Below are 14,827 nucleotides of genomic sequence, written 5' to 3'. Positions count from 1 at the left end.
CCTCGTGCCCCGCCACGGTGTAGCAAGCGCCTCGCAGACTTCGTTTGAGGGGCCGAGATGACGCGCTACGCACCCGCCGAGACCGAGAAGAAATGGCAAGCCGCCTGGGATGACGCCGGCGTCTTCACCGCGAAACGCGACCCGGCCAGACCGAAATATTACGTGCTCGAGATGTTCCCCTATCCGTCGGGGCGCATCCACATGGGCCATGTGCGCAACTACACGATGGGCGACGTCGTTGCGCGCTACAAGATGAGCTGCGGCTTTTCCGTGCTGCACCCGATGGGCTGGGACGCCTTCGGCATGCCGGCCGAGAACGCGGCGATGGAGCGCGGCGGCCACCCGAAGGACTGGACCTACGGCAATATCGCCGACATGCGCGGGCAGATGAAGCCGCTTGGCCTGTCGATCGACTGGTCGCGCGAATTCGCCACCTGCGACCCGGAATATTACGGCCAGCAGCAGGCGATGTTCATCGACATGCTCGAGGCGGGCCTTGTCTATCGCAAGAACGCGGTGGTGAACTGGGACCCGGTCGACATGACGGTTCTGGCGAACGAGCAGGTGATCGACGGCAAGGGCTGGCGCTCGGGCGCGGCGGTCGAGCGCAAGGAACTCACCCAGTGGTTCTTCCGGATCTCGGATTTCGCCGGCGAGCTGCTCGACGCGCTCGACGGTCTCGAGCACTGGCCCGAGAAGGTGCGCCTGATGCAGGCGAACTGGATCGGCCGCTCGCGCGGGCTGCAGTTCGCCTTCTCGACGATCGACGCGCCCGAGGGATTCGACCGCATCGAGTGCTATACCACCCGCCCCGACACGCTGATGGGGGCAAGTTTCTGCGCGATCTCGCCTGACCATCCGCTGGCCAAGCATCTCGAGCGGCACAACCCCGAGATGGCGAAGTTCATCGCCGAGGCGCGCCGCGGCGGCACCACCGAGGAAGCGATCGAGACCGGCGAGAAGCTGGGCATCGACACCGGCATCCGGGTGCGCCACCCGCTCGACGAGGCCTGGGAACTGCCGGTCTGGATCGCGAACTTCATCCTGATGGATTACGGCACCGGCGCGATCTTCGGTTGCCCGGCGCATGACGCGCGCGATTTCGAATTCGCCACCAAATACGGCCTGCCGATCCATTCGGTGTTCCGTCCGCTGGCCGACGAGGCGGCCGAGGCCGACCTGCCGCCCGCCGAGGAATTCGTTCCGCTGAAGTCGGAAAAGGTGCGCTATATCCGCGGCTTCTCCGGCGAGGACGTGCAGAGCGGCGAAGATGCCGTCGCCGCTGCCATCGCCTTTTGCGAGGCGAATGGCATCGGCCGCGGGGTGACCAACTACCGCCTGCGCGACTGGGGCCTGAGCCGCCAGCGCTATTGGGGCTGCCCGATTCCGGTGGTGCATTGCCCCGATTGCGGCGTGGTGCCCGAGAAAAAGGAAAACCTGCCGGTCCGCCTGCCCGACGATGTCACCTTCGACAAGCCCGGCAACCCGCTTGACCGCCACCCGACCTGGCGCGACTGCACCTGCCCGATCTGTGGTGGCAAGGCCCGGCGCGAGACCGACACGATGGACACCTTCGTCGATTCGTCGTGGTATTACGCGCGCTTCACCAACCCGCACGCGACCACGCCGACGGTGGCCGAGGATGTCGATTACTGGATGAACGTCGACCAGTATATCGGCGGCATCGAGCACGCGATTCTGCACCTGCTCTATTCGCGCTTCTTCGCCCGGGCGATGCACCGCACCGGCCACCTGCCGGCGAAGGCGATCGAGCCGTTCAGCGCGCTGTTCACCCAGGGCATGGTGACGCACGAGATCTACATGACCCGCGATTCGTCGGGTCGCCCGGTCTATCACCTGCCCGAGGACATCGACCGCGAAGCGGGCACGGTGAAGGCCACCGGCGAGAAGCTCGAGATCATCCCCTCGGCGAAGATGTCGAAATCGAAGAAGAACGTCGTTGATCCGATGAACATCATCGCCTCCTTCGGCGCCGACACCGCGCGCTTCTTCGTGATGTCGGACAGCCCGCCCGAACGCGACGTGGAATGGACCGCGGCCGGCGCCGAGGCGACGTCGAAGTTCCTCGCGCGCGTCTGGCGCATCGCCGACGAGATCGCGCAGGGCGCGGGCGGCGCCGGCGGGGCCGAGGACGAGGCGCTGCTCAAGGCGGTGCACAAGGCGATCGACGAGGTCACCCGCTCGATCGACGGCTTCACCTTCAACAAGGCGGTGGCGGCGATCTACGGGCTGACCAACACGCTGTCGAAATCGGCCGCCTCGAACGGGGCGAAGCGCGAGGCGATGAAGCTGATGGCGCAGATCATGGCGCCGATGGTGCCGCATCTGGCCGAAGACGTCTGGTCGATGCTCGACGGCGACGGCTTTGTCGTGCAGGCGAGCTGGCCCAAGGCCGACCCGGCGCTGCTGGCCGAGGACAGCGTGACCCTGCCGATCCAGATCAACGGCAAACGCCGCGGCGAGATCACCGTGCCCAAGGACATGCCGAAGGACGAGGTTGAAAAGCGCGTGCTGGCGGACGAGACTGTGCTCAAGGTGCTGGCCGGCGGCCAGCCGAAGAAGCTCATCGTCGTGCCGGGGCGCATCGTCAATGTCGTCATCTGACCGCAGAACCTTCCTGCTGCTTGCTGCCGCGGCCCTTGCGGGCTGCGGCTTCACCCCGGCCTATGGCCCGCAGGGCGGCGGCACCAAGCTGCTCGGCCGGGTGCAGACCGATTCGCCCGCCACCCGCGACGACTTCGCCCTGATCCGGCGGCTGAGCGAACGGCTCGGCCCGCTGGAAACCGCGCAGTACCGGCTGGCCTACACGGTCAGGACCGAGGCGCTCGGCCAGGCGATCACGCCCTCGAACGCGACGACACGCTATTCGCTCTCGGGCACGGTCGATTACACGCTGCACGACATCGGCACCGATGCCGTGCTGCTGACCGGCAAGGTTGCCTCCTTCACCTCGTGGTCGGCGACCGGCACGGTGGTAGCGACCGATGCCGCCGAGGAGGACGCGCACCGTCGGCTGATGTCGATGCTTGCCGACCAGATCGTCACCCGGCTGCTCGCGCAGGCGGGCTCGCTGCCGCAATGAAGCTCGCGGGCGTCGCCGCGGTCCGCTTTTTCGCGAAGCCCGATCCGGCGCGCACCGGGCTGCTGATCTACGGCGCCGATGCGATGCGCGTGGCGTTGCGCCGGCAGGAGGTGATCGCCGCCCTCGTCGGCCCCGAGGGCGAGGCCGAGATGCGCCTCACCCGGATTGCCGCGGCCGAGCTGCGCAAGGACGGCGCGGCGCTCCATGACGCGGTGAAGGCGGTGGGCTTCTTCCCCGGCCCGCGCGTGGTCTTCGTCGAGGAGGCGACCGACACCCTTGCCCCCACCGTCTCGGCGGCGCTCAAGGACTGGCGCGAGGGCGATGCGCAGATCATCGTCACGGCGGGCTCGCTCACCGCGAAATCGGCGCTGCGCAAGCTCTTCGAGCCGCATCCGAATGCCGTCGCCATCGGCATCTACGACGATCCCCCGACCCGCGAGGAGATCGAGGAGATCCTGCACCGCGCCGGGCTGCGCCACATCGACCAGGCGGCGATGACCGACCTGCTGGCGCTGGCGAAGGCGCTCGATCCCGGCGACTTCCGCCAGACCGTCGAGAAGATCGCGCTCTACAAATACGGCGATTCGGCGCCGCTGACGCCGGCCGAGATCGCCGCCTGCGCCCCCGCCACGGTCGAGGCCGAGGTCGACGACGTGCTGAACATCGTGGCCGAGGGCCGGCCGCAGGAGCTCGGCCCGATGATGCGCCGGATCGAGGGCCAGGGCGTGCTGCCGGTGACGCTGGCAATCATGGCGCTGCGCCATTTCCGCACGCTGCATGCCGCGGCCTCCGACCCGGGCGGGCCCGGCGCCGGCATCGGCCGGGTGCGGCCGCCGGTCTTCGGCCCGCGCCGCGACCGGATGCAGGCGCAGGCCAGCCGCTGGGGCATGTTCCGCCTCGAGGAGGCGCTGAAGCTGCTGATCGAGACCGACCTCACCCTGCGCTCGGCCTCGAAGGCGCCGCAGATGGCGGTGATGGAACGCGCGCTGCTGCGCCTGTCGATGCTGGCGCGGCACTGATGGCGCGGGCGCTGGTCATCGGCGGCGGGCCGGCCGGGCTGATGGCCGCCGAGGAGCTCGCGCGCGCCGGCCATTCGGTGCTGCTGGCCGAGGCGAAGCCGACGCTCGCGCGCAAGTTCCTGATGGCGGGGAAATCGGGGCTGAACCTGACGAAGGACGAGCCGCTCGACCGGTTCCTGACCGCCTATTCGCCCGACTGGGTGCGGCCGCTGATCGCCGATTTCGGCCCGGCGGCGGTGACGGCCTTTGCCCGCGGGCTGGGGATCGCGCTCTTCACCGGCACCACCGGGCGGGTGTTCCCGACCGGGATGAAGGCCTCGCCGATGCTGCGCGCCTGGATCGCGCGGCTGACCGGCATGGGGGTCGAGCTCCGCACCCGCTGGCACTGGCAGGGCTTCGACGGGGATGCCTTCGTCTTCGACACCCCCGAGGGCCGGGCCACGCTCCGCCCCGAGGTCACGGTTCTGGCGCTTGGCGGGGCAAGCTGGCCACGGCTTGGCTCGGATGCCGCCTGGGTGCCCTGGCTTGCCGCGCGCGGGGTCGAGATCGCCCCCTTCCGCCCGGCGAACATGGGGCTGATGGTCGCCTGGTCGGTGCATATGGTGCCCTTCCTCGGCCAGCCGGTGAAGGGCGCGGCGCTGGTCACCCCCGGCGCCCGCTCGCGCGGCGAATTCGTGCTGTCCGCCCGCGGCATCGAGGGCGGCGGGGTCTATGCCATCGCTGCCGCGGTGCGCGAGGGCGCGCCGCTGACGCTCGACCTCGTGCCCGATGGCGATGCCGAGGCGCTCGCGCGCCGCATCGCCCATGTCAGCCCGAAGGAAAGCGCCTCGAACCGGCTGCGCAAGGCGTTGCGGCTTGATCCGGTGAAACTCGCGCTGCTGAACGAATGGGGCCGGCCCCTGCCCTCGGACCCGATCGCGCTGGCGCAGCGGGTGAAGGCGCTGCCGGTGCGCCACATCGGGCCCCGGCCGCTGGCCGAGGCGATCTCCTCCGCCGGCGGCATCACCCGCGCCGCGCTCGGCGAGGGGCTGGAACTGGCCGCCCTGCCCGGCGTCTTCGCCGCGGGCGAGATGCTCGACTGGGAAGCACCGACCGGGGGCTATCTGCTTACCGGCTGCCTTGCCACCGGGCGGGTCGCCGGGCGCGCGGCGGCGCAGCGGCTGCGGCGTTAGACGCCCCAGGTCCGCTCGAGCACCGCCAGCCAGTTGCGGAAGGCAAGCTTCTCGACCAGCGCCGCGCCGAAGCCATGGTCGCGCAGCGCCGCGAGCAGCCGCGGCAGCCCGGCGACATCGCCCAGATCCGCCGGCACCGTCGCCCCGTCGAAATCCGAGCCGAGCCCGACCCGGTCCTCGCCGAGAATGCCGATCAGGTGGTCGAGATGGCGCAGCACCGGATCCCAGCCGGTGAAGGTCTCGCCCACGCCATCGGGGCGCAGGAAGCCCACCGCATAGTTCATCCCGACCATGCCGTCGCTGTCGCGGATCACCGCAAGCTGGCGGTCGGTCAGGTTGCGGCTGTGCGGCGTCACCGCATGGGCATTCGAATGGGTGGCAACAAGCGGCGCATCGGAAATCGCCGCGATGTCGTCGAAGCCCTTCTCGTTCAGATGGCTGAGGTCGAGCATGATCTTCAGCGCGTTGCATTCGCGCACCAGCCGCTTGCCCGCCTCGGTCAGCCCTTCGCCGGTGTCGGGCGAGGACGGATAGGCGAAGGGCACGCCATGGCCGAAGGCCGTCGGCCGCGACCACACCGGGCCAAGCGAGCGCAGCCCCGCCGCGTGCCAGACATGCAGCGCATCGAGGTCGGGCAGGATCGCCTCGGCCCCCTCCATGTGCAGCACCGCGGCGATCTTGCCCGCCGCCATCGCGGCGCGGATCTCGGCCACGCTGCGACAGATCGCCAGCGTACCGGTGCGCTCCATCCACAGCAGATGCCCGATCTCGGCCACCGCGACCTCGAGTGCATCGGCATAGGGCACGGGCTCGGGCAGCGGCACGGCATAGGGCGGGTGGCGCAGCATCGCGTCGAAATCGGGCGCGTCATGCGGCATGGGCGACGGCACGTAGACCGCGAAGAAGCCCCCAGCAAAACCGCCCGCGCGCATCCGCGGCAGGTCGAGATGCCCCTCGCCCGTGCCGTCAAGCCACAGCGCCGCACGCCGCGCGGGCTCGCGCAGCAGGCGCAGCAGGAAATCATTGTGCCCGTCAAAAACCGGAATCATCGCCCTCTCCGTCAGTCCTGAGCCTCATGCGCCGCGGCCCGCCCCCAGGCCGGCCGCGCCCGCATCCGTGCCAGATACTCCGTCAGACGATGCTCGACGATCGGAAACTTCGCGCTCAGCGCCCAGGTCAGGCAATGGGTCAGGATCAGGTCCGGCACCGTCATCGCATCGCCCATGACGAAATCGCCCTCGCCCATGCGGCTGACCAGCACCCGCTGCGAGTGCTCGAACTCCCATCGCAGGGTGTTGCGGATACCCGACAGCCGCAGCTCCTCGGGCAGGATGTAGCTGTGCCGGGCCGCCATCCACAGCGCCGCGTCGAATTCGTCGAGCAGGAACTGCGTCAGCCCGTCCTGCCGCGCCCGCGGCAAGGTGCCGGCCTTCTGCGTCAGGGCGCCGTGGCGGTCGGCGAGATACTGGATGATCGCCGTCGTGTCCGACACCGGCGTGCCGTCGACGATCAGCACCGTGCCCTTGCCGGCGGGCGCGATCTCGGCCACGCCCTCGGGTTGCGGATGGGCTTTCACATGGTCGTAGGGCTGGCCGAGCTCCTCGAGCATCCACAGCACCCGCATCACGCGCGAGCCCGCAGTTCCGATCACCGTATACATGTCGCCCCCCTTTTCGCGCGCATTGGGCCATGCGGCGCGGGCAGGTGCAAGCGGCATTGTTTCCCGCACAATCGCCCCGTTGACGCAGGCGCGCGGGCATGGCGAAAGTGGTCCTCCGCGCGCCGGGAGATGCGCGCAGGGAGACCAGACATGACCAAGGCCCGCCTCCTCACCCCCGTGCTGATCGGGGGCTGCATCATCTTGATGCTGAACTTTGCCGTTCGCGCCTCTTTCGGCGTGTTCCAGATCCCGATCGCGGCGGAGTTCCACTGGCCGCGGTCCGAGTTCAGCCTGGCAATCGCGATCCAGAACCTTGCCTGGGGCATCGGCCAGCCGATCTTCGGCGCGCTGGCCGAACGCTTCGGCGACCGCCGCGCGATCGTCGTGGGGGCGCTGATGTATGCCGCGGGGCTGGTGCTGTCGTCCTTCTCGGTCGCGCCCTGGCAGCACGACCTGCTCGAGATCCTGGTGGGCTTCGGCATCGCCGGCACCGGCTTTGGCGTGATCCTCGCCGTCGTCGGCCGCGCAAGCTCCGACGAGAACCGCTCGCTCGCGCTTGGCATCGCGACGGCGGCGGGCTCGGCCGGGCAGGTCTTCGGCGCGCCGGTGGCCGAGGCGCTGCTCTCCGTGCTGCCCTGGCAGGGCGTGTTCGTGATCTTCGCCGTGGTGATCCTCGCAAGCCTCTTTGCCCTGCCGATGCTGCGCGCCGAACCGCGCGCGAGCCGTGCCGAGCTCGAGGAAAGCATGGGCAAGGTGCTGGTCCGCGCCTTCCGCGACCCGTCCTACACGCTGATCTTCCTCGGCTTCTTCAGCTGCGGCTATCAGCTTGCCTTCATCACCGCGCATTTCCCCGCGATGGTGACCGAGATGTGCGGCGCGGTGCCGCCCGACAGCATGCTGGCCGGGCTCGGGATTTCCTCGCAATCGGCGCTTGGCGCGGTGGCGATCTCGGTGATCGGGCTCGCCAATATCGCGGGCTCGATCTATGCCGGCTGGGCCGGCAAGCGCTGGTCGAAGAAATACCTGCTCGCCGGCATCTACACGCTGCGCACCATCGCCGCGGCAGTGTTCATCCTGGTGCCGATGACGCCCGCCTCGGTGCTGATCTTCTCGCTCGTCATGGGGGCGCTCTGGCTTGCCACCGTGCCGCTCACTTCGGGGCTTGTCGCCTATATCTACGGGCTGCGCTACATGGGCACGCTGTACGGCTTCGTCTTCCTCAGCCACCAGATCGGCGCCTTCCTCGGCGTCTGGCTGGGCGGCAAGCTCTATGACCTTTACGGCAACTACACCATGGTGTGGTGGGTCGGCGTGGGGGTCGGCGCCTTCTCGGCGCTTGTCCACCTGCCGGTGCGCGAGCGGCAGATGGCGGCTCAACCGGCCTGAAGCAGGCCCGCGAGCCCCGCGCGATAGTCGGGGTAGCGCAGCCGCACGCCAAGCTCGGTCTTGATCCGGTCGTTCCGCACCCGCTTGTTCTCGGCATAGAAGCTGCGCGCCATCGGGCTGAGGTCTGCCGCCTCAAACGGCACGCCCGGCGGCTCGGGCAGGCCCAGAAGCGCCGCGGCATGGCTCAGCACATCCTCGGGCGGGGCCGGATCATCGTCGCAGACGTTATAGGCCCGCCCCGGGTTCGGCCGCGCGATCGAGGCTGCCAGCACCTGCGCGATGTCGTCCACATGGATGCGCGAGAACACCTGCCCGGGTTTCACGATCCGCCGCGCCGTGCCCTCGCGCACCTTCTCGAAGGGACCACGGCCGGGGCCGTAGATGCCGGCCAAGCGGAAGATGTGCAGCGGCAGCCCCGGGATCGCGGCCCAGGCACGTTCCGCCGCCACCCGCATCTCGCCGCGCTTCGTCGCGGGCGTCAGGGGCGTGTCCTCGTCGACCCAGCCGCCGGCATGATCGCCATAGACACCGACAGTCGAGAGATAGCCCACCCAGTCGAGCTGCCCGGCCACGGTGGCGATCTGCGCGCCGCAGGCATTCAGCACCGGATCGCCCGCGGCATCCGGCGCGATAGAACTCAGCAGATGCGTGACCCCCGCCAGCGGCAGCAGTCCGCCGGTCCAGACCTGCGCCTCGACCCCGGTCGCGCGCAGGGCTGCCGCCTTGTCCGCGCTGCGCGTGGTGGCGATGATGCGCCAGCCTTGCGGCAGCAGCACCCGCGCCAGCGCCTGCGCCGAATAGCCGTGGCCCACCGACAGCAGCACGCTCACGCGCCGCTCCGGTCGATATGGCCAAGGTCGCGGCCCGGCTCGATGATGTCGCGGATGCGGGCCTTGAGCACCTTCGCCTCGGGGAAACCGCCGTCGCGCTTGCGCTCCCAGACGAGGGTCTCGCCCACCCGCACCTCGTAGATGCCGCCGTGACCGGGGATCAGCGCCACCTCGCCCAGCTCCTCGCCAAAGGTCAAGAGCAGCTCCTGCGCCATCCAGCCGGCGCGCAGAAGCCAGTTGCAGCCGGTGCAGTAGGTAATGGTGATGCGGGGTTTCTGCGCCTGTTCCATACGCAAGATGTAGCGCGCAGGCCCTGTCACCACAACATCACTTGCAGCGCGGGCGAGGCGGTGGCACCCTGAGCCATGGAACAGATGAATGCTTTGAAAACATGGCCCGAGGCCGCGCCGCGTCTGATCGCCGTCGCCGCTGGCCGGGCGCCCGCCGACACCGTGATCCGGCAGGGCAAATGGGTCAACGTCCAGTCGCGCGAGGTGCTCGAGGGCTACGACATCGCCGTCGCCGAGGGGCGCTTTGCCGCGATCGCGCCGGATCTGTCGGGGGCGATCGGCCCCGAGACACAGGTGATCGAGGCCGCGGGGCGCTACATGATCCCGGGCCTGATCGACGGGCACATGCATATCGAAAGCGGCATGCTGACGCCGGCCGAATTCGCCGCCGCGGTGATCCCGCACGGCACCACGACGATGTTCACCGACCCGCACGAGATCGCCAATGTGCTGGGGCTCGAAGGGGTGCGGATGATGCATGACGAGGCGGCTCTGCAGCCCGTCAGCATCTTCACCCAGATGCCCTCCTGCGCGCCCTCGGCGCCGGGGCTCGAGACGACGGGCTTCGAGATCTCGGCCGAGGACGTTGCCGAGGCGATGACCTGGCCCGGCATCATCGGGCTCGGCGAGATGATGAACTTTCCGGGCGTGATCGCCGGCGATCCGAAGATGCTCGCCGAGATCGCCGCGACGCAGGCCGCGCGCAAGACGGTGGGCGGCCATTACGCCAGCCCCGACAAGGGTGCGCCGTTCCGCGCCTATCTGGCCGGCGGGCCGGCCGACGACCACGAGGGCACGCGCGAGGAGGACGCCATCGCGCGGGTCAGGAACGGCATGCGCTCGATGATGCGGCTGGGGTCTGCGTGGTATGACGTCAAGACGCAGATCACCGCGGTCACCGAGAAGGGCCTCGATCCGCGCAACTTCATCCTGTGCACCGACGACTGCCACTCCGGCACGCTGGTGGACGAGGGCCACATGAACCGCGTCTATCGCCATGCGGTGGCCTGCGGCTGCCCGCCCTTGGTGGCGCTGCAGATGTGCACGGTGAACACCGCAACGCATTTCGGGCTGGAACGCGAGCTCGGTTCGATCGCGCCCGGGCGGCGGGCGGACGTGATCCTGTCCTCGGATCTCGTCACCCTGCCCGTCGAAACGGTGATCGCCCGCGGCCGGATCGTTGCCGAGAACGGCCGGCTGCTGGCCGAGTGCCCGCATTACGACTGGCCCGAAAGTGCGCGCCAGACCGTGCATCTGGGCAAGCACCTGACGGCGGCCGATTTCGCCATCGCCGCGCCCGAGGGGGCGAATACCGTCACCGCGAAGGTGATCGGCGTGGTCGAGAACCAGGCACCGACGAAGGCACTGACCGCCGAGCTCGCCGTGGCCGACGGCCTTGCCCAGCCCGACACCGCGAAGGACATTGCGCAGATCGCGCTGGTCGAGCGGCACCGCGGCACCGGGCATGTGGTGAACGGCTTCGTCTCGGGCTTCGGCTATCAGGGCCGCATGGCGATCGGCTCGACCGTCGCGCATGACAGCCACCACATGATCGTCGTCGGCACCGACCGCGAAAGTATGGCCGCCGCGGCGAACCGTCTGGGCGAGATGGGCGGCGGCATCACCGTGTGGAAGGACGGTGCCGAGATCGCCGCCGTGCCGCTGCCGATCGCCGGGCTGATGTCGGACGATCCGGCCACCGAGGTCGCCGCCCGGGCAAGCCGCATGGTCGCCGCCATGGCCGAGTGCGGCTGCACCCTCAACAATGCCTACATGCAGCACTCGCTGCTCGCGCTCGTCGTCATCCCCGAGATCCGGATCTCGGACCTCGGCCTTGTCGACGTGACGCGCTTCGAACTGACGGATCTTTTCGAATGAACGAACCGCTGACCATCCTGACGCCGCATTCCCCCGCGCCCGAACTGTTCACCGATGCCAGGGCCGCGGTGGCCCGGCTCGAACAGCTCTATGCCGAGGCGACGGATTTCCTGCTGACGAAATTCAACGAGGTGCTGGAGAGCGGCCGCGCTATGGCGCGGTTCCGCGCCTTCTACCCCGAGGTGCGGCTGACCGTCTCCTCGCATATCAAGGCCGATGCGCGGCTCAGCTTCGGCCATGTGCCGCTGCCGGGCACCTATGTCGCAACGATCACCCGGCCCGACCTGTTCCGCAACTATCTGACGCAGCAGATCGGGCTGCTGATCCGCAACCATGGCGTGCCGGTGCAGATCGGTCCCTCGGCGACGCCGATCCCGGTGCATTTCGCCGTGGCCGCGCAGCCCGGCGTGACGGTGCCGCAGGAAGGCGTGCTCGCCTTCTCACTGCGCGACGTCTTCGACGTGCCCGACCTCGCCACGATGAACGATGACATCGTGAACGGCACCGCCGGACCGAACCCGGACGGCTCGGGCCATCTTGCGCCCTTCACCGCGCAGCGCGTCGACTATTCGCTCGCGCGGCTCAGCCATTACACCGCGACCGCGGCCGAGCATTTCCAGAACCACGTGCTGTTCACCAACTACCAGTTCTACGTCGAGGAGTTCGAGAAGGTGGCGCGGGCGAAACTCGCCGATCCGGCCGAGGGCTACACGAGCTTCGTCGCCCCGGGCAATGCCGAGATCACCACCCCCGACGGGGTGATCCCGCCGCTTGCCAAGCTGCCGCAGATGCCGACCTATCACCTCAAGCGCCCCGACGGGAACGGCGTCACGCTGGTGAACATCGGCGTCGGCCCCTCGAATGCCAAGACCGCGACCGACCATATCGCGGTGCTGCGCCCGCATGTCTGGATGATGGTCGGCCATTGCGCCGGGCTGCGCAACTCGCAGTCTCTGGGCGATTTCGTGCTGGCGCATGCCTACCTGCGCGAGGATGGCGTGCTTGATGACGACCTGCCGGTCTGGGTGCCGATCCCGGCGCTCGCCGAGGTGCAGGTGGCGCTGCAGGAGGCGGTGGCCGAGGTCACCAAGCTCGAGGGCTACGAGCTGAAGCGGATCATGCGCACCGGCACCGTCGCCACCATCGCCAACCGCAACTGGGAGCTGCGCGACCAGTCCGGCCCGGTGCACCGGCTGAGCCAGTCGCGCGCCGTCGGGCTCGACATGGAATCGGCAACGATCGCGGCGAACGGCTTCCGCTTCCGCGTGCCCTACGGCACGCTTCTGTGCGTTTCGGACAAGCCGCTGCACGGCGAGCTGAAGCTGCCCGGCATGGCGACCGAATTCTATCGCACCCAGGTGGCCAATCACCTGCTGATCGGTGTGCGCGCGATGGAGAAGCTGCGCGACATGCCGCTTGAGCGCATCCATAGCCGGAAGTTGCGCAGCTTCGAGGAAACGGCCTTCCTCTGACGCGTGGAAATCCGCCCAGCAGTGCCGAAATCGCTTGCCATGCTGAAAAAAACCGTGTGTTAGAGGGCGCACGAAGCCGCGTCACGCGGAAGCTGATGACCCCGGATCACGGGGCACATGAGAGGAAGATTCATGTCGAAACCGATGACCAAGACCCAGCTCGTGGCGGCTGTTGCCGAAGCAATGGGCTCGGACAAGAAGACCGCCTCGGCCGCGCTCGACGCCGTTGCCGCGATCGTGACCAAGGAAGTCGCCGAGGGCGGCGCCGTCACCCTGCCGGGGATTGGCAAAGTGTCCTGCAAGGCCCGCCCGGAGCGCCAGGTGCGCAACCCGGCCACCGGTGAGACGATCACCAAGCCGGCCGACAAGCAGGTCAAGGTCACCATTGCGAAGGTCCTCAAGGACAGCGTCAACGGCTGACCATCCGCCGCCCCCTTGCGGGGCGCGCCAGGATCGGACAGGGTCGCCCTTCGAGCAATCGGGGCGGCCTTTTTCTTTGTCCGCCCCCAGGCAGGAGAACAGCATGGATCTGCGCGCAATCGGCATGGGGCTGGCCTTTGCCCTGATGTGGTCCTCGGCCTTCACCTCGGCACGGATGATCGTCGCCGAGGCGCCGCCGCTGTTCGCGCTGACGCTGCGCTTCCTGTTCTCGGGGCTGATCGGGGTCGGCATCGCGCTGGCCCTTGGCCAGAGCGTGCGGCTGACCCGGGCGCAATGGCGCGCCACGCTGATCTTCGGGCTATGCCAGAACGCGCTTTACCTCGGGCTGAACTTCGTCGCGATGCAATGGGTGCAGGCCTCGGTCGCCTCGATCATCGCCTCGACGATGCCGCTGATGGTGGCCTTCCTCGGCTGGGCGGTGTTTCGCGACCGGGTGCGGCCGCTCGGCCTCGCGGGACTGGTCGCGGGGGTGATCGGCGTCGCGATCATCATGGGGGCGCGGCTGTCGGGCGGGGTCGATCCGGTCGGCATGGCGCTGTGCTTTGCCGCCGCGCTTGCGCTCTCGATCGCCACGCTCACCGTGCGCGGTGCCGCGGGCGGCGGCAATGTGATGATGATCGTCGGGTTGCAGATGTTCGTCGGCGCCGCGGTGCTGTCCATCGTCTCGGCGGCGACCGAGGACTGGGCGGCGGTGCACATGAGCCCGCGGCTGCTCGGCGCCTTCGCCTATACCGTGCTGATCCCCGGCGTGCTGGCGACCTGGGTCTGGTTCAAGCTTGTGGGCCGGATCGGTGCGGTCAAGGCGGCGACCTTCCACTTCCTCAACCCGTTCTTCGGCGTCGCCATCGCCGCCGCGGTGCTGGGCGAGCGGCTTGGCGCGCTCGACCTGCTCGGCGTTGCGGTGATCGCCGGCGGCATCCTCGCCGTCCAGCTCTCGAAACAGGGCTAGTCGCGGAAGGCCGCAGCGAAGGGCTCGGGCAGCGCGAATTCGGCGAGCGCCCGGGCGCGGCCCTCGGCCGACATCTTCCGCGCCGTCTTCCCGACGATCGTCAGCAGCGCCTCGGGCGTCTGCGTCGGCGCGAAGGGCGCGAAGTAGTGGCGCAGGAAGACGAAACAGATCACGTCTTCCAGCGCCTGCACCTCGGCGTCGCGCTTGATCCCTTCCTTGCGCAGCATCCGCCCGGCCTGCGCGACCGCCTCCTCGTCATAGCCCGCCGCGCGCATAATCGCGCCCACCCGCTCGGCATGGCGACGGCCCTGCTCGCGGCGCCAGTCCAGATAGCCCGCGCGCCCCTCGGGATAGTCGCTGCGCGGCAGGAGCCAGCGCTCGACATGCTGGCCGCGGGCGGCGATCTGCAAGGGCTCCGAGGCGTCGGGGATGCGCCGCGCCAGCTCCGCCGACATCCGCCGGCCGTAAAGCAGGGCGGCGGGCTCACCATCCTCGAGCGTCGGATCGGCGGCATTGGCGGTATCGAGCGCGGCAAGCGCGCGGGCAAGGGGCGTGGTCATGGGCAGCTCGGCTGATTGCGGTTTTCCGAGCTTTGCATCATTTCTGGAGCCGGTCCAAGAGGAGGCG

General features: G+C 69.0%; 14 protein-coding genes. 9 read left to right on the top strand and 5 right to left on the bottom strand.

What is annotated here, in order from left to right:
• Positions 1-57: 57 nt before the first annotated feature.
• The 4 genes from leuS to EOW66_RS08945 are packed head-to-tail and all read left to right on the top strand — an operon-like array spanning position 58 to position 5,294.
• Complete coding sequence (gene leuS / locus EOW66_RS08960; protein ID WP_128156053.1) at positions 58-2,625, top strand: leucine--tRNA ligase; 2,568 nt, start codon at positions 58-60, stop codon at positions 2,623-2,625.
• Positions 2,612-3,103: an LPS assembly lipoprotein LptE gene (gene lptE / locus EOW66_RS08955; protein ID WP_128156052.1), complete on the top strand. Its 492-nt coding sequence runs from the start codon at positions 2,612-2,614 to the stop codon at positions 3,101-3,103. The genes leuS and lptE overlap by 14 nt, the downstream gene beginning before the upstream one ends.
• Entirely contained in the window at positions 3,100-4,122 is a 1,023-nt protein-coding gene (gene holA / locus EOW66_RS08950) for a DNA polymerase III subunit delta (protein ID WP_128156051.1), read from the top strand. The genes lptE and holA overlap by 4 nt, the downstream gene beginning before the upstream one ends.
• Positions 4,122-5,294, top strand: coding sequence for a TIGR03862 family flavoprotein (locus EOW66_RS08945; protein WP_128156050.1), 1,173 nt, complete (start codon positions 4,122-4,124; stop codon positions 5,292-5,294). Before holA ends, EOW66_RS08945 begins: the two co-directional genes overlap by 1 nt.
• On the opposite strand, the gene EOW66_RS08940 is transcribed toward EOW66_RS08945, so the two are convergent.
• A complete protein-coding gene (locus EOW66_RS08940; protein WP_128156049.1) occupies positions 5,291-6,343 on the bottom strand; it encodes a dipeptidase in 1,053 nt (350 codons plus the stop codon). The genes EOW66_RS08945 and EOW66_RS08940 overlap by 4 nt on opposite strands.
• Before the next feature lie 11 nt (positions 6,344-6,354).
• A complete protein-coding gene (locus tag EOW66_RS08935) occupies positions 6,355-6,954 on the bottom strand; it encodes a glutathione S-transferase family protein (RefSeq protein WP_128156048.1) in 600 nt (199 codons plus the stop codon).
• Between the two features lie 150 nt (positions 6,955-7,104).
• Between EOW66_RS08935 and EOW66_RS08930 the strand changes: the two genes are divergently transcribed.
• Positions 7,105-8,340, top strand: a complete 1,236-nt coding sequence (locus tag EOW66_RS08930) for an MFS transporter (RefSeq protein WP_128156047.1) — start codon at positions 7,105-7,107, stop codon at positions 8,338-8,340.
• On the opposite strand, the gene EOW66_RS08925 is transcribed toward EOW66_RS08930, so the two are convergent.
• Complete coding sequence (locus tag EOW66_RS08925; protein ID WP_128156046.1) at positions 8,328-9,170, bottom strand: SDR family oxidoreductase; 843 nt, start codon at positions 9,168-9,170, stop codon at positions 8,328-8,330. The two genes, EOW66_RS08930 and EOW66_RS08925, sit on opposite strands and share 13 nt — an antisense overlap.
• A complete protein-coding gene (locus EOW66_RS08920) occupies positions 9,167-9,460 on the bottom strand; it encodes a SelT/SelW/SelH family protein (RefSeq protein ID WP_128156045.1) in 294 nt (97 codons plus the stop codon). The genes EOW66_RS08925 and EOW66_RS08920 overlap by 4 nt, the downstream gene beginning before the upstream one ends.
• 84 nt (positions 9,461-9,544) lie before the next feature.
• Here EOW66_RS08920 and ade point away from each other — a divergent pair, with 84 nt between their 5' ends.
• The 4 genes from ade to EOW66_RS08900 all read left to right on the top strand — a co-directional run bounded on the left by ade (position 9,545) and on the right by EOW66_RS08900 (position 14,200).
• Complete coding sequence (ade, locus tag EOW66_RS08915; RefSeq protein WP_164881073.1) at positions 9,545-11,338, top strand: adenine deaminase; 1,794 nt, start codon at positions 9,545-9,547, stop codon at positions 11,336-11,338.
• Entirely contained in the window at positions 11,335-12,810 is a 1,476-nt protein-coding gene (locus EOW66_RS08910) for an AMP nucleosidase (protein WP_128156043.1), read from the top strand. Before ade ends, EOW66_RS08910 begins: the two co-directional genes overlap by 4 nt.
• A gap of 132 nt (positions 12,811-12,942) precedes the next feature.
• Complete coding sequence (locus tag EOW66_RS08905) at positions 12,943-13,230, top strand: HU family DNA-binding protein (RefSeq protein ID WP_113898563.1); 288 nt, start codon at positions 12,943-12,945, stop codon at positions 13,228-13,230.
• Positions 13,231-13,333: 103 nt separating this feature from the next.
• Positions 13,334-14,200: a DMT family transporter gene (locus tag EOW66_RS08900; RefSeq protein ID WP_128156042.1), complete on the top strand. Its 867-nt coding sequence runs from the start codon at positions 13,334-13,336 to the stop codon at positions 14,198-14,200.
• On the opposite strand, the gene EOW66_RS08895 is transcribed toward EOW66_RS08900, so the two are convergent.
• Positions 14,197-14,760 (bottom strand): DUF4202 domain-containing protein, encoded by a 564-nt coding sequence (locus tag EOW66_RS08895; protein ID WP_128156041.1) that lies wholly within the window; start codon positions 14,758-14,760, stop codon positions 14,197-14,199. The two genes, EOW66_RS08900 and EOW66_RS08895, sit on opposite strands and share 4 nt — an antisense overlap.
• Between the last annotated feature and the right edge of the window lie 67 nt (positions 14,761-14,827).

The sequence above is a fragment of the Paenirhodobacter huangdaonensis genome (assembly GCF_004022465.1).
Taxonomy (GTDB): domain Bacteria; phylum Pseudomonadota; class Alphaproteobacteria; order Rhodobacterales; family Rhodobacteraceae; genus Rhodobacter; species Rhodobacter huangdaonensis.
Note: the sequence above shows the minus strand (reverse complement) of the source record. Positions and strands in the feature narration are given on the sequence as shown.

Coding starts and splice junctions, on each gene's coding strand:
- EOW66_RS08930 (WP_128156047.1), top strand. CDS start 7,105: ATGACCAAGGCCCGCCTCCTCACCCCCGTGCTGATCGGGGGCTGCATC.
- ade (WP_164881073.1), top strand. CDS start 9,545: ATGAATGCTTTGAAAACATGGCCCGAGGCCGCGCCGCGTCTGATCGCC.
- EOW66_RS08900 (WP_128156042.1), top strand. CDS start 13,334: ATGGATCTGCGCGCAATCGGCATGGGGCTGGCCTTTGCCCTGATGTGG.
- EOW66_RS08910 (WP_128156043.1), top strand. CDS start 11,335: ATGAACGAACCGCTGACCATCCTGACGCCGCATTCCCCCGCGCCCGAA.
- EOW66_RS08895 (WP_128156041.1), bottom strand. CDS start 14,760: ATGACCACGCCCCTTGCCCGCGCGCTTGCCGCGCTCGATACCGCCAAT.
- holA (WP_128156051.1), top strand. CDS start 3,100: ATGAAGCTCGCGGGCGTCGCCGCGGTCCGCTTTTTCGCGAAGCCCGAT.
- EOW66_RS08940 (WP_128156049.1), bottom strand. CDS start 6,343: ATGATTCCGGTTTTTGACGGGCACAATGATTTCCTGCTGCGCCTGCTG.
- lptE (WP_128156052.1), top strand. CDS start 2,612: ATGTCGTCATCTGACCGCAGAACCTTCCTGCTGCTTGCTGCCGCGGCC.
- leuS (WP_128156053.1), top strand. CDS start 58: ATGACGCGCTACGCACCCGCCGAGACCGAGAAGAAATGGCAAGCCGCC.
- EOW66_RS08905 (WP_113898563.1), top strand. CDS start 12,943: ATGTCGAAACCGATGACCAAGACCCAGCTCGTGGCGGCTGTTGCCGAA.
- EOW66_RS08935 (WP_128156048.1), bottom strand. CDS start 6,954: ATGTATACGGTGATCGGAACTGCGGGCTCGCGCGTGATGCGGGTGCTG.
- EOW66_RS08920 (WP_128156045.1), bottom strand. CDS start 9,460: ATGGAACAGGCGCAGAAACCCCGCATCACCATTACCTACTGCACCGGC.
- EOW66_RS08945 (WP_128156050.1), top strand. CDS start 4,122: ATGGCGCGGGCGCTGGTCATCGGCGGCGGGCCGGCCGGGCTGATGGCC.